The sequence below is a fragment of the Phytobacter diazotrophicus genome (assembly GCF_052061655.1).
Lineage (GTDB): Bacteria > Pseudomonadota > Gammaproteobacteria > Enterobacterales > Enterobacteriaceae > Phytobacter > Phytobacter diazotrophicus.
Genome location: NZ_CM125428.1, coordinates 592,979 through 610,021 on the forward strand (window position 1 = coordinate 592,979; position 17,043 = coordinate 610,021).

At 52.4% G+C, this 17,043-nt stretch carries 21 protein-coding genes; 10 read left to right on the forward strand and 11 right to left on the reverse strand.

Features of this window, described 5'->3' with window-relative positions; genetic code table 11:
- The first annotated feature begins 62 nt into the window (after window positions 1–62).
- The 3 genes from arcB (at window position 63) to mtgA (ending at window position 4,013) form a co-directional block, all read left to right on the forward strand.
- Complete coding sequence (gene arcB / locus ACS0RQ_RS02875; protein WP_271849905.1) at window positions 63–2,402, forward strand: aerobic respiration two-component sensor histidine kinase ArcB; 2,340 nt, start codon at window positions 63–65, stop codon at window positions 2,400–2,402.
- Window positions 2,403–2,634: 232 nt separating this feature from the next.
- Entirely contained in the window at window positions 2,635–3,288 is a 654-nt protein-coding gene (elbB, locus tag ACS0RQ_RS02880; protein WP_271849906.1) for an isoprenoid biosynthesis glyoxalase ElbB, read from the forward strand.
- 20 nt (window positions 3,289–3,308) lie between these two features.
- Window positions 3,309–4,013, forward strand: a complete 705-nt coding sequence (gene mtgA / locus ACS0RQ_RS02885) for a monofunctional biosynthetic peptidoglycan transglycosylase (RefSeq protein WP_223878759.1) — start codon at window positions 3,309–3,311, stop codon at window positions 4,011–4,013.
- Window positions 4,014–4,051: 38 nt separating this feature from the next.
- Here mtgA and npr read toward each other — a convergent pair whose 3' ends face one another.
- From npr to ACS0RQ_RS02940, 11 genes are all read right to left on the reverse strand, one after another.
- Complete coding sequence (npr, locus tag ACS0RQ_RS02890) at window positions 4,052–4,324, reverse strand: PTS phosphocarrier protein NPr (protein WP_039077446.1); 273 nt, start codon at window positions 4,322–4,324, stop codon at window positions 4,052–4,054.
- Window positions 4,321–5,175 carry an RNase adapter RapZ gene (gene rapZ, locus ACS0RQ_RS02895; protein WP_039077447.1) on the reverse strand — a complete coding sequence of 285 codons (855 nt, stop codon included), beginning with the start codon at window positions 5,173–5,175 and terminating at the stop codon, window positions 4,321–4,323. The genes npr and rapZ overlap by 4 nt, the downstream gene beginning before the upstream one ends.
- Before the next feature lie 45 nt (window positions 5,176–5,220).
- Entirely contained in the window at window positions 5,221–5,712 is a 492-nt protein-coding gene (gene ptsN, locus ACS0RQ_RS02900; protein WP_039077448.1) for a PTS IIA-like nitrogen regulatory protein PtsN, read from the reverse strand.
- An 80-nt stretch (window positions 5,713–5,792) separates the two neighbouring features.
- Window positions 5,793–6,080, reverse strand: coding sequence for a ribosome hibernation promoting factor (gene hpf, locus ACS0RQ_RS02905; protein WP_039077449.1), 288 nt, complete (start codon window positions 6,078–6,080; stop codon window positions 5,793–5,795).
- A gap of 22 nt (window positions 6,081–6,102) precedes the next feature.
- Window positions 6,103–7,536 (reverse strand): RNA polymerase factor sigma-54, encoded by a 1,434-nt coding sequence (gene rpoN / locus ACS0RQ_RS02910; protein WP_071194438.1) that lies wholly within the window; start codon window positions 7,534–7,536, stop codon window positions 6,103–6,105.
- A 48-nt stretch (window positions 7,537–7,584) separates the two neighbouring features.
- Complete coding sequence (lptB, locus tag ACS0RQ_RS02915) at window positions 7,585–8,310, reverse strand: LPS export ABC transporter ATP-binding protein (protein WP_039077451.1); 726 nt, start codon at window positions 8,308–8,310, stop codon at window positions 7,585–7,587.
- A 6-nt stretch (window positions 8,311–8,316) separates the two neighbouring features.
- Complete coding sequence (gene lptA, locus ACS0RQ_RS02920; RefSeq protein WP_271849907.1) at window positions 8,317–8,877, reverse strand: lipopolysaccharide ABC transporter substrate-binding protein LptA; 561 nt, start codon at window positions 8,875–8,877, stop codon at window positions 8,317–8,319.
- Window positions 8,846–9,421 (reverse strand): LPS export ABC transporter periplasmic protein LptC, encoded by a 576-nt coding sequence (gene lptC / locus ACS0RQ_RS02925; RefSeq protein WP_039077453.1) that lies wholly within the window; start codon window positions 9,419–9,421, stop codon window positions 8,846–8,848. The genes lptA and lptC overlap by 32 nt, the downstream gene beginning before the upstream one ends.
- Entirely contained in the window at window positions 9,418–9,984 is a 567-nt protein-coding gene (gene kdsC / locus ACS0RQ_RS02930; protein WP_039077454.1) for a 3-deoxy-manno-octulosonate-8-phosphatase KdsC, read from the reverse strand. Before kdsC ends, lptC begins: the two co-directional genes overlap by 4 nt.
- Window positions 9,985–9,998: 14 nt before the next feature.
- Entirely contained in the window at window positions 9,999–10,985 is a 987-nt protein-coding gene (gene kdsD, locus ACS0RQ_RS02935) for an arabinose-5-phosphate isomerase KdsD (RefSeq protein WP_271849908.1), read from the reverse strand.
- 14 nt (window positions 10,986–10,999) lie between these two features.
- Complete coding sequence (locus ACS0RQ_RS02940) at window positions 11,000–11,977, reverse strand: calcium/sodium antiporter (protein WP_271849909.1); 978 nt, start codon at window positions 11,975–11,977, stop codon at window positions 11,000–11,002.
- A gap of 232 nt (window positions 11,978–12,209) precedes the next feature.
- Here ACS0RQ_RS02940 and mlaF point away from each other — a divergent pair, with 232 nt between their 5' ends.
- The 7 genes from mlaF to murA all read left to right on the forward strand — a co-directional run bounded on the left by mlaF (window position 12,210) and on the right by murA (window position 17,007).
- Window positions 12,210–13,022 carry a phospholipid ABC transporter ATP-binding protein MlaF gene (mlaF, locus tag ACS0RQ_RS02945; RefSeq protein WP_108700569.1) on the forward strand — a complete coding sequence of 271 codons (813 nt, stop codon included), beginning with the start codon at window positions 12,210–12,212 and terminating at the stop codon, window positions 13,020–13,022.
- Between the two features lie 7 nt (window positions 13,023–13,029).
- Entirely contained in the window at window positions 13,030–13,812 is a 783-nt protein-coding gene (gene mlaE / locus ACS0RQ_RS02950) for a lipid asymmetry maintenance ABC transporter permease subunit MlaE (protein WP_039077458.1), read from the forward strand.
- Between the two features lie 4 nt (window positions 13,813–13,816).
- Complete coding sequence (mlaD, locus tag ACS0RQ_RS02955) at window positions 13,817–14,368, forward strand: outer membrane lipid asymmetry maintenance protein MlaD (RefSeq protein WP_039077459.1); 552 nt, start codon at window positions 13,817–13,819, stop codon at window positions 14,366–14,368.
- Window positions 14,369–14,384: 16 nt separating this feature from the next.
- The gene (gene mlaC / locus ACS0RQ_RS02960) at window positions 14,385–15,020 is read left to right on the forward strand and encodes a phospholipid-binding protein MlaC (RefSeq protein ID WP_039077460.1); all 636 of its coding nucleotides are present in this window, start codon (window positions 14,385–14,387) and stop codon (window positions 15,018–15,020) included.
- Entirely contained in the window at window positions 15,020–15,313 is a 294-nt protein-coding gene (mlaB, locus tag ACS0RQ_RS02965) for a lipid asymmetry maintenance protein MlaB (RefSeq protein WP_039077461.1), read from the forward strand. The genes mlaC and mlaB overlap by 1 nt, the downstream gene beginning before the upstream one ends.
- 126 nt (window positions 15,314–15,439) lie before the next feature.
- Window positions 15,440–15,694, forward strand: coding sequence for a BolA family iron metabolism protein IbaG (gene ibaG, locus ACS0RQ_RS02970; protein ID WP_039077462.1), 255 nt, complete (start codon window positions 15,440–15,442; stop codon window positions 15,692–15,694).
- A 53-nt stretch (window positions 15,695–15,747) separates the two neighbouring features.
- Window positions 15,748–17,007 carry a UDP-N-acetylglucosamine 1-carboxyvinyltransferase gene (murA, locus tag ACS0RQ_RS02975; protein WP_271849910.1) on the forward strand — a complete coding sequence of 420 codons (1,260 nt, stop codon included), beginning with the start codon at window positions 15,748–15,750 and terminating at the stop codon, window positions 17,005–17,007.
- Window positions 17,008–17,043 lie beyond the last annotated feature (36 nt).

A 17,043-nucleotide genomic window follows, 5' to 3' on the forward strand; every position in this document is an offset into this window, starting at 1 on the left:
CAACCTTCAACGTGTTGCTCAGAATTGGGTATTATTGAACGGAATTGTTTAAGGAAATCGCTATGAAGCAAATCCGTTTACTGGCGCAATATTACGTCGACCTGATGATGAAGCTCGGGTTGGTTCGTTTCTCCCTGTTACTTGCCCTGGCGCTGGTGGTACTGGCTATCGTCGTACAAATGGCGGTGACGATGGTCTTACAGGGGCAGGTGGCGAGCATCGACGTCATTCGCTCTATCTTTTTTGGCTTGTTAATTACCCCCTGGGCGGTCTATTTCTTATCGGTTGTGGTTGAGCAGCTTGAAGAGTCACGTCAGCGCCTGTCGCGGCTGGTGGACAAGCTGGAAGAGATGCGCGACCGCGACCTCAAACTGAATATCCAGCTTAAAGACAACATCACCCGGCTTAACCAGGAGATGGCGGATCGCGAGAAAGCCGAAGCTGAACGTCAGGCGACATTTGAGCAGCTTAAAGTGGAGATGCAGGAGCGCGAGCAGACGCAGATTCAGCTTGAACAGCAATCCACCTTTTTACGCTCTTTCCTCGATGCCTCCCCGGACCTGGTTTTCTATCGCAACGAAGACAAAGAATTTTCCGGCTGCAACCGGGCAATGGAACTGCTGACGGGCAAAAGTGAGAAGCAACTGATTAACCTTAAACCACAGGATGTCTACGCGCCGGAAGCGGCGGAGAAGGTCATTGAGACCGATGAGAAGGTGTTTCGCCACAATGTTTCGCTGACCTATGAGCAGTGGCTGGATTATCCGGATGGGCGCAAAGCCTGTTTTGAAATTCGCAAGGTGCCCTATTATGACCGCGTAGGTAAGCGCCACGGCTTGATGGGTTTCGGGCGTGATATCACCGAGCGTAAGCGCTATCAGGACGCCCTGGAGCGTGCCAGCCGCGATAAAACCACCTTTATCTCTACTATCAGCCATGAACTGCGCACGCCGCTTAATGGCATCGTCGGGCTGAGCCGTATTCTGCTGGATACCGATTTGACGGCCGAGCAGGAAAAATACCTGAAAACAATCCATGTCTCCGCCGTCACTCTGGGCAATATCTTCAATGATATTATTGACATGGATAAAATGGAGCGTCGTAAAGTCCAGCTCGATAATCAGCCGGTGGATTTCACCAGCTTCCTCGCCGACCTGGAGAACCTTTCCGGCCTGCAGGCGCACCAGAAAGGTCTGCGCTTTGTCATGGAGCCTGCCCTGCCGTTACCGCATAAGGTGGTCACTGACGGCACGCGTTTGCGGCAGATCCTGTGGAACCTTATCAGCAACGCCGTCAAATTTACCCGTGAGGGGCAAGTCACAGTCCGTGTGCGCTATGACGAAGGCGATATGTTGCACTTTGAGGTCGAAGATTCCGGGATTGGTATTCCTCGCGAAGAGTTGGATAAAATTTTCGCCATGTATTATCAGGTGAAAGATAGCCATGGCGGCAAGCCTGCTACCGGTACCGGGATTGGTCTTGCGGTATCGCGTCGCCTGGCGAAAAACATGGGCGGTGACATTGTTGTTACCAGCCAGCCGGGCAAAGGTTCGATCTTCACCCTGACTGTTCACGCGCCTGCGGTAGCAGAGGAAGTGGAAGATGCGTTTGAAGACGATGATATGCCGCTGCCAGCGCTGCATGTGCTGTTGGTGGAAGACATTGAGCTTAACGTGATCGTTGCCCGTTCCGTACTGGAAAAGCTGGGCAATAGTGTGGATGTGGCGATGACCGGTAAGGCCGCACTGGAGATGTTCAAACCTGGAGAATACGACCTGGTACTGCTGGATATTCAGTTGCCGGATATGACCGGGCTGGATATTTCGCGCATCCTCACCAGCCAGTTTGCCCGCGACGATTTACCACCGCTGGTGGCGCTTACCGCCAACGTACTGAAAGATAAAAAAGAATATCTGGATGCAGGGATGGACGACGTCTTAAGCAAGCCGCTGGCGGTCCCGGCATTAACTGCCATGATTAAGAAATTCTGGGATGCGGGCGAAGAAGAGGAGAAAGACGCAATGTCTATTACCGAGGGTCAAAAATCACAAAATCTGCTGGATATCCCGATGCTTGAACAGTATATCGAGCTGGTCGGGCCAAAGCTGATCACCGATGGGCTGGCGGTATTCGAGAAAATGATGCCGGGCTATCTGAGTGTACTGGAGTCTAACCTTACCGCGCGGGATCAAAAAGGGATCGTCGAGGAGGGGCATAAGATCAAAGGTGCCGCGGGATCGGTCGGTCTTCGCCATCTGCAACAACTGGGTCAACAAATTCAGTCACCCGACCTGCCAGCCTGGTGGGATAACGTCGGTGAATGGGTTGAAGAGATGAAGCAGGAATGGCAGCACGATGTTGACGTTTTGAAGGCGTGGGTGGCAAACGCTGGAAAAAAATGACCCCGGATTAACCGGGGTGCGCGAATACTGCGCCAACACCAGGGAAATCGTGGCTGCGCCGTAAAGTTATATATTTTTTTATCAAGGGCGCAGTCGGGAAAATTTGAACTGCACGCACATAAGATAGCAAATCTTAAAGTATTTGTTACATCAATCAGCGAAATGTGTGAAGCGTAGCGCCCTTATCAAAATTTTTAATTATCCCGAGTACGTTGCATAAAGGATGAGCAAAATGAAAAAAATCGGTGTTGTTCTCAGCGGATCAGGCGTTTATGACGGATCGGAGATCCACGAAGCGGTCATCACCCTACTGGCGATCGCTCGCGAAGGCGCTGAGGCTGTATGTTTTGCACCGGACAAGCCCCAGACCGATGTCATTAATCATCTCACGGGTGAACCGATGGGGGAAAGCAGGAACGTGCTGATCGAAGCGGCCCGCATCGCTCGCGGTGCGATCCTTCCGATCGCGCAGGCATCAATAAACGATCTGGATGCGCTGATTGTTCCTGGCGGATTTGGCGCAGCAAAAAACCTGAGCAGCTTTGCAAGTCTCGGTAGTGAAAGTGTGGTCGACCCGGATCTGAAGAGACTGGCTCTGGAGATGCACCAGGCGGGGAAACCGCTCGGCTTTATGTGTATTGCGCCTGCGATGCTGCCAAAAATCTTTGATTTCCCGCTGCGTCTGACGATTGGCACGGATATCGATACCGCTGAGGTACTGGAAGATATGGGGGCTGAACACGTGCCTTGCCCTGTCGACGACATTGTGGTCGATGAGGACAACAAAGTGGTGACCACACCTGCGTATATGCTGGCGCAGAATATTGCGGAGGCGGCCGCAGGGATCGAAAAACTGGTCTCTCGCGTTCTGGTGCTCACTGAATGAGAGGGGCGCGTGGCCCGCTAATGGCGAAAATCAAAAAGCTATTACTCCGGGTGGTGCTGGCGCTGGGCATTTTCTGGGGCGGCGGTATTCTTCTGTTCAGTTTTTTGCCGGTGCCGTTTTCAGCCGTGATGGTCGAACGGCAGTTTGGGGCGTGGCTTACCGGGGATTTCGGCTATGTCGCTCACTCGGACTGGGTCGGTATGGATGAGATCTCACCCTGGGCGGCGCTGGCGGTGATTGCCGCCGAAGATCAGCGTTTCCCGGACCATTGGGGGCTGGATTTTGGCGCGATTGAAAAAGCCTTGTCGCACAATGAACAGCATGAAAATCGTATTCGCGGTGCGTCAACCATTTCCCAGCAGACCATTAAAAACCTGCTGCTCTGGGACGGTAAAAGCTGGGTGCGTAAAGGCTTTGAAGCGGGATTAACGCTGGTCACGGAGGCTGTCTGGACAAAGCGGCGTATTCTGACGGTCTATCTGAATATTGCTGAATTTGGCGATGGCATCTTTGGTGTGGAAGCCGCTTCGCAGCGTTACTTTCATAAACCCGCCAGCAAGTTGACGATGGCTGAGGCGGCATTGCTGGCGGCGGTATTGCCAAATCCGGTACGTTTTCGCGCGGATGCGCCCTCAGGGTATGTGCGCAGCCGTCAGGCGTGGATTATGCGTCAGATGCGTCAGCTTGGCGGAGAAGAGTTCCTGGAACGCAATAAACTGCATTGACAATACCCTCTCCATTGGGAGAGGGAAAACGCGTGCAGTCAGTCTTCATCAAACCCGGCAATAAAAAGCGCAATGACTGCCGCCAGCGCTTCTTCTTCCTGGGGGCCTGTCGCTTCTATCTCTATCTGCCGACCCTTGGCGGAGTCCAGCATGAGTAGCGCAATCACGCTATTGGCCTCGGCTTCGGTTCCTTCGTCGTTACGCAGCAGCACCTCAGCATCAAAACCCTGAACCAGTTCAAACAGTTTCATCGCCGGGCGGGCGTGCATACCCAGCTTATTGGTGATTTCCACAGTTTGTTTTACGGTCATGTTTTCCGTTTTTCCAGCGTACGATGACGAGACTGAACGTTTTTACCGCGCGAGCGGAAATAGTCCGCAAGCTGTTCAGCCACATAGACGGAACGGTGTTTACCGCCGGTACACCCAATCGCCACCGTTAAATAGCTGCGATTATTGGTTTCCAGCATCGGTAACCACAGTTCGAGATAACTGCGAGTCTGGTAAATAAAATTGTGCACTTCCGTATGTCTGTCAAGGAAGGCGGCAACCGGTTTATCCAGCCCGGTCATTGGGCGTAATTTCGGGTCCCAGTGCGGGTTAGGCAAGAAGCGTACGTCAAACACATAGTCGGCATCGATAGGGATACCGTGCTTAAAGCCAAAGGACTCGAACACCATCGTCAGCTCGCGCTCGCGTTTACCCAACAGGCGGGTGCGGAGCATTTCGGCGAGCTCATGAACAGACATTTCCGATGTATCGACGATGAGATCCGCGCGTGAGCGCAGTGGCTCCAGCAGATTGCTCTCTTCATCGATGGCGCTTTCCAGAGACAGGTTTTTGCTGGAAAGAGGGTGCAGACGACGCGTGTCGCTGTAGCGACGGATCAAGGTGTTACGATCGGCATCCAGGAACAGCAGTTGCGGTGAGAAATAGTCCGGCAGGCTGCTCATCGCCTGCTCAAAAATTTCCGGGGATTCCGGCATATTACGCACATCGATGCTGACGGCGGCTGACGTCTGGCGGTCAGCCAGCGTTCTTGCCAGTTCTGGCAACAGGACGACCGGCAGGTTATCGACGCAGTAAAATCCCATATCTTCCAGGGCGCGCAGGGCCACTGACTTACCAGAGCCCGAACGACCACTAACGATCATCAGGACCATGAGCCAATTCTCCTCAGAACCAACGACAGAAAGGCGGCTGTTGCGTTACGCATCGTCATTTTCGCCTTCTGTCAGCGTGATGATCTGATACAACTCCTCATCGCTTTGCGCTGAGCGCAGGCGGCGACAGATGGTTTTGTCCGCCAGACGCTTGGCCACCAACGAAAGCGTATGCAGGTGGGTTTTGGTCTGATCGGCGGGAACCAGAAGCGCGAAGAGTAGATCGACTGGCTGGTTATCAATGGCATCGAAGGCGATAGGTGTTTCCAGTTGCACAAAAACACCAACGGCACGAAGAGTATCTTCTTCGAGTTTTCCGTGAGGGATGGCGATACCGTTACCAATGCCGGTACTGCCCATTTTCTCACGCGTCAGGATCGCTTCGAAGACCACTTGTGGTGGCAGGCTCAACTGCTTTGCAGCCAGTTCACTGATAATTTCCAGGGCACGTTTTTTGCTCTGGCAGTGAACGCCACTACGGGTACATTCCTGGTTAAGGACATTGCTCAATTGAAGAGCGGAATCGTTGTTCATCATAATTTCACCTAAGCGTCGCCAGTGCAGACACCCTGCCGGGTTGCGGCAGGGTGATACGCGCCAGACGAGTGCCCGGACAATTAGTGTTGTTTCAGTTTATCTTTATGTTTCGTGAGCTGCCGCGCCAGTTTATCAATTAAACCGTCGATAGCAGCATACATGTCTTGTCCTTCCGCACTTGCATGAATCTCCCCCCCGTTTACGTGTAGGGTCGCGTCCGAGATATGAGTCACTTTCTCCACTTTCAACACAACATAGACCTGATTGATCCTTTCGAAATATTGTTCGAGTTTGGCAAATTTCGCGGTGACGAATTCGCGCAGGGCCTCGGTTATCTCGACGTTATGTCCTGTGATGTTAAGCTGCATAGTGTCTTCCTTATCGGTTAGGTCACACCAGCTGTTTGCGCTGATTAGACGGCGGAATGGATAAAGACTCTCGATACTTCGCAACGGTTCGCCGCGCTACCATAATACCCTGATCTGAGAGCATGGTAGTCAGCTTACTGTCACTCAACGGCTTCGCAGGATTCTCTGCGGCAATTAATTTCTTCACCAGTGCACGGATAGCCGTTGACGAAGCTTCGCCGCCGCCTTCGGTATTCACATGACTGGAGAAGAAATATTTAAGCTCAAAGATGCCACGCGGACTGTGCAGATATTTTTGGGTCGTGACACGGGAAATCGTTGATTCATGCATCTCGACGGCCTGAGCGATATCGGCCAGTACCATCGGTTTCATAAATTCTTCGCCTTGCTCGAAAAACGCCTGCTGCTGTTCAACAATGCAGCGGCTTACCCTTAACAGGGTATCGTTCCGGCTCTCAAGGCTTTTGATCAGCCATTTCGCTTCCTGCAGATTGCTGCGGATAAACTGGCTGTCGGCATCGTTACGCGCACCACCGCACATAGCGGCGTAGTGCTGGTTGATTTGCAAACGTGGGATGCTGTCGGAGTTCAGCTCGACCGTCCAGCGCCCATTGTGCTTGCGCACCAGCACGTCAGGAATGACATATTCGGGCTCGCCGGTCTGGATTGACTGGCCAGGGCGTGGATCAAGAGACTGGATTAAATTGACCGCCTCTTTTAACACATCTTCTTTCAGACGCGTTACGCGCATCAGCGTACGGAAGTCATGGTTAGCGAGCAGATCCAGGTGATCGCTGATGATTAAACGCGCTTCATCGCACCAGGGGGTCTCTTTGGCAAACTGAGAGAGTTGGATCAACAGGCAATCGCGCAGATCCCTGGCCGCAACACCGACCGGATCGAAACGCTGAATACGTTTCAGTACCGCTTCGACTTCATCCAGACCGATCTCTTCATCACCCATGCTTTCCAGGATGTCTTCCAGGGGAACGGTGAGATACCCCGTGTCATCAACAGCGTCGACAATGGAGGTCGCAATGGCGCGATCGGTATCCGAAAAGGGGGTGAGTTCAACCTGCCACATCAGGTAATCCTGTAGCGACTGGGTGGTCTCCCCCTGGTAAATAGGCAGTTCATCGTCAAGATAATCGGTGCTGCTACCGGAAGGGGTGCCAGCGGTATAGATTTCGTCCCAACTGGCATCCAGGGGCAACTCTTCGGGCATCTCTTTTTGCTCAAGAGCGTCAACCGTGTCCAGCCCTTCGTTGTCCTGGGATTGTTGTGCATCCACTTCTTCGTGAAGATCGGTTTGCTCAAGCAATGGATTACTTTCCAGAGCTTGCTGGAGTTCTTGCTGAAGTTCCAACGTGGACAGTTGCAGCAGGCGAATAGCCTGTTGCAACTGTGGCGTCATGGCTAGCTGTTGGCTGAGCCTTAATTGCAAACCTTGCTTCATATTCAGAGCAGTACTCTCCGACTAAACACGTCAATAAACCCTACCCTATCAGAGTCTGAAGTCTTCCCCAAGATATACGCGCTTAACATGTTCGTCTTCAAGGATTTGCTGAGGCGTACCGTGCGCGATCAAATGCCCCTGGCTGACAATATAAGCCCGCTCACACACCGCCAACGTTTCGCGAACGTTGTGGTCGGTAATCAACACGCCAAGTCCGCTATCACGCAGGTGCTCAATAATGCGCTTGATATCAATTACCGATATCGGGTCAACGCCAGCAAACGGTTCATCCAGCAGGATAAATTTCGGGTTTGCGGCCAGCGCGCGAGCAATTTCGACACGACGACGTTCACCACCAGAAAGCGCCTGCCCCATATTGTCGCGCAGATGTTCAATATGGAACTCTTCCATCAGCTCGTTCGCCCGATCCACACGCTGTTCGGATGTGAGATCGTCGCGAATTTGCAGTACCGCCATGAGATTGTCAAATACGCTCAGGCGCCGGAAAATAGAGGCTTCCTGCGGCAAATAGCCGATACCGCGACGTGCCCGGGCATGCAGCGGCAGCAGACTGATATCTTCATCATCGATGATGATATTGCCCGCATCACGCGACACGATACCAACGACCATGTAGAACGTCGTGGTTTTACCTGCACCGTTAGGACCGAGCAGCCCGACAATTTCGCCTGAATTGACTGTCAGACTGACATCTTCCACCACACGACGACCTTTGTAGGCCTTGGCGAGATTCTTTGCAGTTAATGTTGCCATAACGAATTAGTTACTCTTTTTTTGCGCCGGAGCCGGGGTTTTATTGTTGCTCTTATCCTGCAACTGCGACGGCACCAGAACCGTCGTCACGCGTTTGCCTTTATCGCTGAAAGCCTGCATTTTCTGCTCTTTCACCAGATAGGTAATTTTGTCGCCCGTGATGTTGCTATCAAGCTGTTCAAGGTAGGCATTGCCTGTCAGGACCACGAAATCTTTTTCCAGCTCATAGTGCATCTGGGAGGCGTGGCCTTTCACGGGTTTGCCGTTATCCTGCATCTGGTAAAAGGTGGCAGGATTACCGTAACCATCAATGATTTCTTTACCTTGCTGACCGCCAGGGCGTGTTACCACAACCTTGTCGGCATTGATTTTGATGGTGCCCTGGGTCACGACAACATTACCGGTGAAGGTCACCACATTCCCCTGCATATCCAGCGCCTGCTGATCGGAGTCGATGTGGATCGGTTGCTCGGTATCGCCGGTCACCGCAAGCGCCGGAAGACTGGCGGCAAAAAGGACACTGGCCAGGGCAAAATTAAGGCTGAGTTTGTTTGTTCTGAATTTCATAGGAGCTTCTAACCTTTTCAATAAGCTCGGCGTTTTTGCTGCGTAAATTGCCGCGCATTTTCAGGCCGGTGGAATTAAATGTTGTTCCGTATAACGTGACTTGATCATCAGAGGCGACATCCTGCGTGATCAGGTTTATCTGTGCATTATCCGTCGTAATTTTTCGCAGTTGAGCATCCGCGGTCAGGGCGTTGACCTCAACATGTCCATAAAGATAAAGCATCCGGTCATTGGTCAGCTTCGCTTTATCCGCCTTAATGGACCACTCGGGAATTTTATCTTTGTCGAAAGTTGTTAGCACCGGTTGGGTAAACCAGGTGATCGCATCAGCAGAATAGTATTCAACATGCTGGGCTATCAGCCGATAATTCAAGGCACCTTCCGGACTGTAGACTACCGTATCGGTATGCTCGCTTTTATACGTTGGGTCAGTATTGTTAACGGTCACTTGTTCAGGCTGTTCGCGATCGGCCAGGTTCACCCCAATCAGTATCAGTGCGACCAGTGACAGCACAATGATGACCCAACGTCTGGTTTTACTCATATTGATTGCCCTTTGGCCTCATCAAGCTTGCCTTGCGCCAGCAATAACAAATCACACACTTCACGAACTGCACCACGCCCGCCTGCTGTACGGGTGACATAATTCGCCCGAGGAATGAGCAACGGATGCGCATCCGCCACCGCCACGCTTAAACCGATTTCAGCCATCACAGGCCAGTCGATGAGGTCGTCTCCCACATACGCAACGTGTTCCGGCGTCAGCGAAAGTTTGCTCAATAACTCGCGATAAGCCAACAACTTATCTGATTGCCCTTGATAAAGGTGCGTAATGCCCAGCGTTTCGCAGCGGTCTTCCATCAGTTTAGCTTTTCGACCAGTAATAATGGCAACCTCAATGTCGGACGTTAATGCACAACGGATACCGTAACCATCGCGGACGTTGAACGCTTTTAACTCTTCTCCATTATTACCCATGTAGATAGATCCATCAGATAAAACACCATCTACATCAAGAATTAACAGCTTAATTTTTTCTGCCTTCGCCATTACCTGCGTACTGACGGGTCCGTAGCATGTCGCAAGCGACGCTCCAACCTTACTCATTCTTCGATCCTTTTTCACACCACGCCCGCGCGCAGCAAATCATGCATATGTAACACACCCAGCAATTGGTCGCCATCGGCAACCAAAACAGAGGTGATATGGCGGGACTGCATCAGATTGAGCGCGTCCACCGCCAGTGTGCCAGGACGCACGCGAATACCGCCTGGCGTCATGACCTCAGCAATACCTAAACTTCGCACATCTACGCCCATATCAAATACGCGGCGCAAATCGCCATCAGTAAAAATGCCTTCGATTTTCATCAGATCGTCGCAAATAACCGTCAGGCCTAAATTCTTGCGCGTGATTTCGAGCAGGGCGTCACGCAGCGTGGCCTCTTTACTCACATGCGGAATTTCATCCCCGGTATGCATGATGTCATTGACTCGCAGCAGGAGCTTACGCCCAAGCGCGCCACCAGGATGGGAAAGCGCAAAATCTTCTGCTGTAAAACCCCGGGCTTTCAACAGCGCGACGGCCAGGGCATCTCCCATGACCAGTGCGGCGGTTGTACTGGATGTTGGTGCCAGCCCTAATGGACAGGCTTCTTGTGGCACCTTCACGCACAGATGAATGTCAGCCGCGCGGCCCATACTGCTGTCCGGACGGCTTGTCATACAGATCAGAAAGACTTTGAGTCGTTTGAGCACCGGGATCAACGCGAGGATCTCATTCGACTCACCGGAGTTCGACAGCGCGATCACCACATCCTGCGAACCGACCATACCCAGATCGCCATGCGCCGCTTCTCCCGGATGAACAAAGAAAGAAGAGGTCCCGGTACTGGCGAATGTTGCGGCCATTTTGCGGCCGATGTGACCGGATTTCCCCATTCCCATTACGACGACTTTGCCGCTGCAATAGAAAATTTTCTCACAGGCCTGTGCAAAATCCTGATTGATGTATTGATCAAGCTGAGCCAGGCCTTCACGTTCAATTTGCAAAACGTCCCGGCCAGCCTGCTGAAAGTCGAAGCCCGGTTGCAGATCGATATGCGACATAAATGTGTGTCCAGTTATCCTGTCAAACGCGGCGTAACCCAGTACAGTAGTGCTAACCAGGTGATAAAACCGCCTAATAATAATGCGCCAGTTCCTTTGCCTGTCTGCTGCTTACGTCGCCAGCAGGTGAGGGCAAAAATGACGCTCACCAGTAACATCACGCCATAATCTCGCGTAAAAGCCAGGCTGTTAAAATGACCCGGCGCTATCAGCGCGGGTAAACCCAGCACCAGCGTGATGTTGAAAATATTCGAGCCGATGATATTACCGATCGCAATATCGTCTTCTCCTTTACGTGCCCCGGCAATAGCTGTCGCTAGTTCCGGCAGACCGGTCACAATGGCAATCACCGTCAGGCCGATGGTTAATTCGCTCATCGCGAAATAGTTTGCGACCACCGTGGCATTGTCTACGACCATGCGTGTTGACATCGGCATAATGATGAGTGCAACGCCAAGCCACAAGAATGCCACTGACAGGCTGCCGCCACGGGGCAACTCTGCAACTTGTTCACGTGTTAGCGTATCGCTACCTTGCAGTTCAGCCAGACGGGCGATTTTAACAATGTATACAAGCCATAGCACGGCCAGCAGAAGTAAAAACAGGCCGTCCAGCCGGGTAAGTTGCCCGTCAAACAGGACGAACCCTGCCAGCATGCTGGTTATTAACATTAGCGGCAATTCACGGCGCAGGATATCGGAATGGACGGTAAATGGGTGCAGAAGCGCAGCGAGTCCAAGAATCAACAGAATATTGGTGATATTAGAGCCGAGGGCCGTACCCATCGCCAGATCAAGCTGACCATGCATGGCGGCAGCAACGGAGACAATCATCTCCGGAAGAGAGGTGCCGATACTCACCACTGTCATCCCAATGAGTAACGGTGGAACGCCCAGACTGCGGCATAAAATCGAGGCGGCGAATACCAATCGGTCAGCGCTGTATACTACTAACAGTAAACCAATAATTAACAGCGCCGTCGCTAAAAGCATCTAAAGTCCTTTCTTGAGGTATAATCTGCCGGTCCGCAGGCTGCGATTGCCGGGGAAAACCGGGAATTTTAAGCGGCGTAGAGAATTCTTAATTTTGACTTTATGCGGCTCAAAAGTAAAACAAATGCCAGCTTTCGCTAACTCATACGGGTAATATTCTGTAAAAATGGTGGGTTCTTGCTGTTATCCGGCATCATGCTTAGACCCAATCAAGGCTTATAAGGAAGAAAGAATGAGCCAGACTGTGGCGAATCTGGTCGATATCCGTGGCGTGAGTTTCTCCCGTGGAAGTCGGCGTATTTTCGACAATATCTCGCTGACGGTGCCGCGCGGTAAAATCACCGCCATCATGGGTCCGTCCGGGATTGGTAAAACAACGTTGCTTCGTCTTATTGGTGGACAGATACCGCCAGACGCGGGTGAGATCCTTTTTGACGGCGAGAATATCCCCGAGATGAGTCGCTCCCGGCTGTTTACCGTGCGTAAACGGATGAGCATGTTGTTCCAGTCCGGCGCATTATTTACCGATATGACCGTGTTCGATAATGTCGCCTATCCGCTGCGCGAACATACGAACTTACCGGCTGCGTTGCTGAAAAGTACGGTCATGATGAAACTGGAGGCGGTAGGGCTGCGCGGTGCGGCAAAACTCATGCCTTCCGAACTTTCTGGCGGGATGGCGCGTCGTGCGGCGCTGGCAAGGGCTATCGCGCTGGAACCTGATTTAATCATGTTCGACGAACCTTTTGTCGGCCAGGATCCTATTACCATGGGTGTGCTGGTGAAGCTTATCTCTGAACTGAATAGCGCGCTGGGCGTAACCTGTGTTGTCGTTTCCCATGACGTGCCGGAAGTGCTGAGCATCGCCGACTATGCGTATATAGTGGCAGACCGGAAAATTGTGGCGCAGGGCAGCGCGCAAGGCTTGCAGGAAAACGCTGACCCTCGTGTCCGTCAGTTCCTCGACGGCATTGCTGACGGACCCGTGCCGTTCCGCTATCCCGCAGGTCAATATCAATCCGATTTATTTGAGACAGGGAGTTAAGCCACTCATGTTGTTACATGCACTGGCGTCGCTTGGACATCGCGGGATTAAGACGATCGCGACGTTTGGCCGCGCTGGTTTAATGCTCTTCAACGCGCTGGTCGGTAAGCCGGAATTTGGCAAACACGCGCCGTTGCTGGTGCGCCAACTCTATAATGTGGGTGTCCTGTCGATGCTCATTATTATCGTGTCCGGCGTCTTTATCGGCATGGTGCTTGGCTTACAAGGCTATCTGGTGCTGACGACCTACAGCGCGGAAACCAGTCTGGGAATGCTGGTGGCACTCTCCTTGTTGCGTGAGCTGGGGCCCGTTGTCGCTGCGCTGCTTTATGCAGGGCGTGCGGGGTCTGCACTGACTGCGGAAATTGGCCTGATGCGCGCGACTGAGCAACTTTCAAGCCTTGAAATGATGGCTGTTGACCCACTGCGGCGCGTGATTTCCCCTCGCTTTTGGGCGGGTGTTATCTCCTTGCCATTACTGACGATTATCTTCGTTGCAGTTGGTATCTGGGGCGGCTCGCTGGTGGGTGTGAACTGGAAAGGAATCGACTCAGGGTTCTTCTGGTCGGCGATGCAAAATGCCGTCGACTGGCGACTGGATCTGGTGAACTGTCTGATTAAGAGCGTCGTCTTTGCTATCACTGTAACCTGGATTGCTTTATTTAATGGTTACGACGCGATCCCGACTTCTGCCGGGATCAGTCGGGCAACGACGCGTACCGTTGTGCACTCTTCACTGGCCGTTCTTGGTCTGGATTTTGTGCTCACCGCATTGATGTTTGGGAATTGAGTTCATGCAAACGAAAAAAAGTGAAATTTGGGTAGGCATTTTTCTGTTACTGGCGCTGCTGGCGGGGCTGTTTATCTGCCTGAAAGCGGCCGATGTCGCCTCTATGCGCACCGAACCGACGTATCGCGTGTACGCAACCTTTGACAACATTGGCGGTCTGAAAGCACGCTCGCCGGTCCGTATTGGTGGCGTAGTGGTTGGCCGTGTTGCGGATATTGAACTCGATCCGAAAACCTATCTGCCGCGCGTCGCGATGGATATCGAAGAACGTTATAACCAGATTCCGGATACAAGTTCGCTGGCTATTCGCACGTCAGGTTTGCTGGGTGAGCAATATTTGGCTTTGAACATAGGTTTTGAGGATCCTGAGCTGGGAACTTCTATGCTTAAAGAAGGCAGCACAATCCAGGATACGAAATCCGCCATGGTGCTTGAGGACCTGATCGGACAATTCCTTTACAACAGTAAAGGCAGTGACAATAAGAATTCTGGCGATGCGCAGTCAAAACCGCAGGATGATACTTCCAGCGCACCGTCTGCTGGTAAGACGAATTAACGAGGAGAGTTGACGCATGTTTAAACGTCTATTAATGGTTGCCATGCTGGTTATCGCGCCACTTGGGCTCGCCAACGCGGCGGAGCAAGCTAATCCGTACAAAGCAATGCAGGAAGCGGCAAAGAAAACATTTGATCGCCTCAAAAATGAGCAGCCGAAGATTCGCGCGAATCCTGATTATTTACGTGATGTGGTTGACCAGGAATTACTGCCATACGTCCAGATTAAATATGCCGGCGCTCTGGTACTGGGGCGTTACTATAAAGACGCAACGCCTGCGCAGCGCGAAGCCTACTTCGCTGCTTTCCGTGAATATCTGAAACAGGCCTATGGCCAGGCGCTGGCAATGTACCACGGTCAGACATACGAGATTGCCCCGGAGCAACCGCTGGGTGATGCCACGATCGTGCCGATCCGTGTGACCATTATCGATCCTAACGGTCGTCCGCCAGTGCGTCTGGACTTTCAGTGGCGCAAAAACACGCAGTCCGGTAACTGGCAGGCGTATGACATGATTGCCGAAGGGGTGAGCATGATCACCACCAAGCAAAATGAATGGAGCGATCTGTTGCGTACCAAAGGTATTGATGGACTGACCGCGCAGTTGCAGTCCATTTCTCACCAGAAAATTACTCTGGACCAGAAGAAATAATGACGCCGCAATTAAGCTGGGTGCGTGAAGGTGAACGGCTGGTGTTGCAAGGCGAGCTTGATCAGGATGTGCTGAATCCTCTGTGGAATGCTCGTCAGGAGGCAATGAAAGGGACAACCTGCATCGATCTTCACGCCGTATCGCGCGTTGATACTGCTGGTGTGGCACTATTAATTCACCTGATTGCTCAGGGGAAAATTCAGGGTCATCAGGTTTCACTCGAAGGGATCAGCGAGAATTTGCAGACGCTTGCAGCATTATATAATTTGCCTGCGGACGTATTGCCTCGCTAATTTTTTCAGTACGTTACTCTTTAAAGCCTCGTTTGGTATACCAACGGGGCTTTTTGCTTATTTAAGACCGCCTCACTTTCCTCTAAGATGTGGGGCTGTTTTCACTATCAGATGAAATTAACGCCCATGGAAAATCATGAAATTCAGACAGTGCTGATGAACGCACTCTCTCTCCAGGAAGCCCACGTCACTGGCGACGGCAGTCACTTTCAGGTTATTGCTGTGGGTGAGATTTTTGACGGCATGAGCCGGGTCAAAAAACAGCAGGCCGTGTATGGTCCATTAGCGGAATATATAGCGGACAACCGCATTCACGCTCTCTCGATCAAAGCGTATACCCCGCAAGAGTGGGCACGCGATCGCAAACTAAACGGTTTTTGAGCTACGGGTATTACGCCCGCAGCGCGTGTGAATTCTTAACAGAGATCAGATGAATGGATAAGTTTCGTGTACAGGGGCCAACCCGGCTCCAGGGCGAAGTCACAATTTCAGGTGCTAAAAACGCCGCGTTACCGATCCTTTTTGCCGCACTGCTGGCAGAAGAACCGGTAGAGATCCGCAACGTTCCGAAACTGAAAGACATTGATACCACCATGAAGCTGCTGAGCCAGCTGGGTACCAAAGTTGAACGCAACGGGTCAGTCTGGATCGATGCAAGCAAGGTTAACGTATTCTGCGCGCCTTACGATCTGGTCAAAACCATGCGTGCCTCTATCTGGGCGCTGGGACCACTGGTCGCGCGTTTTGGTCAGGGGCAGGTTTCCTTACCGGGGGGCTGTGCCATTGGCGCGCGTCCGGTAGATCTGCATATCACGGGTCTGGAACAGCTTGGTGCAGAAATTAAGCTGGAAGAAGGTTATGTCAAAGCGAGCGTTAATGGTCGCCTGAAAGGCGCGCATATCGTCATGGATAAGGTCAGCGTCGGCGCGACCGTCACCATTATGACGGCGGCAACCCTGGCTGAGGGGACAACTATCATCGAAAACGCTGCGCGTGAGCCGGAAATCGTTGATACTGCGAACTTCCTCAATGCGCTGGGGGCGAAAATCAGTGGTCAGGGTACCGACCATGTCACCATTGAAGGGGTTGAGCGTCTGGGCGGCGGTGTCTATCGTGTGCTGCCGGACCGCATTGAAACAGGTACCTTCCTGGTGGCTGCCGCAATCTCTGGTGGCAAAATCGTCTGCCGTAACGCGAAACCCGATACCCTTGACGCCGTGCTGGCTAAGCTGCGCGAAGCCGGTGCGGAAATCGAAGTGGGCGACGACTGGGTAAGCCTGGATATGCATGGTAAGCGTCCGAAGGCCGTCAACGTGCGCACTGCGCCGCACCCGGCGTTCCCGACAGACATGCAGGCACAGTTCACATTGCTGAACCTGGTTGCGGAAGGCACGGGTGTGATCACCGAGACGATCTTCGAAAACCGTTTTATGCACATCCCGGAACTGATTCGTATGGGCGCGCATGCGGAAATCGAAAGCAACACCGCGATTTGTCACGGCGTTGAAAAACTCTCCGGCGCGCAAGTGATGGCGACCGACCTGCGCGCGTCTGCAAGCCTCGTGCTGGCGGGTTGTATTGCGGAAGGGACGACAATCGTGGATCGTATTTACCATATCGATCGCGGTTACGAACGCATTGAAGACAAGCTGAGTGCGCTGGGCGCCCATATTGAGCGCGTAAAAGGCGAATAATCCCTCTTTGCACTAAAACCCCCAACCCGTTTCGGG

Bases quoted from the DNA above. Each gene is read 5' to 3' on its own strand.
- arcB (WP_271849905.1), top strand. From the start codon at position 63: ATGAAGCAAATCCGTTTACTGGCGCAATATTACGTCGACCTGATGATG.
- elbB (WP_271849906.1), top strand. From the start codon at position 2,635: ATGAAAAAAATCGGTGTTGTTCTCAGCGGATCAGGCGTTTATGACGGA.
- mtgA (WP_223878759.1), top strand. From the start codon at position 3,309: ATGGCGAAAATCAAAAAGCTATTACTCCGGGTGGTGCTGGCGCTGGGC.
- npr (WP_039077446.1), bottom strand. From the start codon at position 4,324: ATGACCGTAAAACAAACTGTGGAAATCACCAATAAGCTGGGTATGCAC.
- rapZ (WP_039077447.1), bottom strand. From the start codon at position 5,175: ATGGTCCTGATGATCGTTAGTGGTCGTTCGGGCTCTGGTAAGTCAGTG.
- ptsN (WP_039077448.1), bottom strand. From the start codon at position 5,712: ATGATGAACAACGATTCCGCTCTTCAATTGAGCAATGTCCTTAACCAG.
- hpf (WP_039077449.1), bottom strand. From the start codon at position 6,080: ATGCAGCTTAACATCACAGGACATAACGTCGAGATAACCGAGGCCCTG.
- rpoN (WP_071194438.1), bottom strand. From the start codon at position 7,536: ATGAAGCAAGGTTTGCAATTAAGGCTCAGCCAACAGCTAGCCATGACG.
- lptB (WP_039077451.1), bottom strand. From the start codon at position 8,310: ATGGCAACATTAACTGCAAAGAATCTCGCCAAGGCCTACAAAGGTCGT.
- lptA (WP_271849907.1), bottom strand. From the start codon at position 8,877: ATGAAATTCAGAACAAACAAACTCAGCCTTAATTTTGCCCTGGCCAGT.
- lptC (WP_039077453.1), bottom strand. From the start codon at position 9,421: ATGAGTAAAACCAGACGTTGGGTCATCATTGTGCTGTCACTGGTCGCA.
- kdsC (WP_039077454.1), bottom strand. From the start codon at position 9,984: ATGAGTAAGGTTGGAGCGTCGCTTGCGACATGCTACGGACCCGTCAGT.
- kdsD (WP_271849908.1), bottom strand. From the start codon at position 10,985: ATGTCGCATATCGATCTGCAACCGGGCTTCGACTTTCAGCAGGCTGGC.
- ACS0RQ_RS02940 (WP_271849909.1), bottom strand. From the start codon at position 11,977: ATGCTTTTAGCGACGGCGCTGTTAATTATTGGTTTACTGTTAGTAGTA.
- mlaF (WP_108700569.1), top strand. From the start codon at position 12,210: ATGAGCCAGACTGTGGCGAATCTGGTCGATATCCGTGGCGTGAGTTTC.
- mlaE (WP_039077458.1), top strand. From the start codon at position 13,030: ATGTTGTTACATGCACTGGCGTCGCTTGGACATCGCGGGATTAAGACG.
- mlaD (WP_039077459.1), top strand. From the start codon at position 13,817: ATGCAAACGAAAAAAAGTGAAATTTGGGTAGGCATTTTTCTGTTACTG.
- mlaC (WP_039077460.1), top strand. From the start codon at position 14,385: ATGTTTAAACGTCTATTAATGGTTGCCATGCTGGTTATCGCGCCACTT.
- mlaB (WP_039077461.1), top strand. From the start codon at position 15,020: ATGACGCCGCAATTAAGCTGGGTGCGTGAAGGTGAACGGCTGGTGTTG.
- ibaG (WP_039077462.1), top strand. From the start codon at position 15,440: ATGGAAAATCATGAAATTCAGACAGTGCTGATGAACGCACTCTCTCTC.
- murA (WP_271849910.1), top strand. From the start codon at position 15,748: ATGGATAAGTTTCGTGTACAGGGGCCAACCCGGCTCCAGGGCGAAGTC.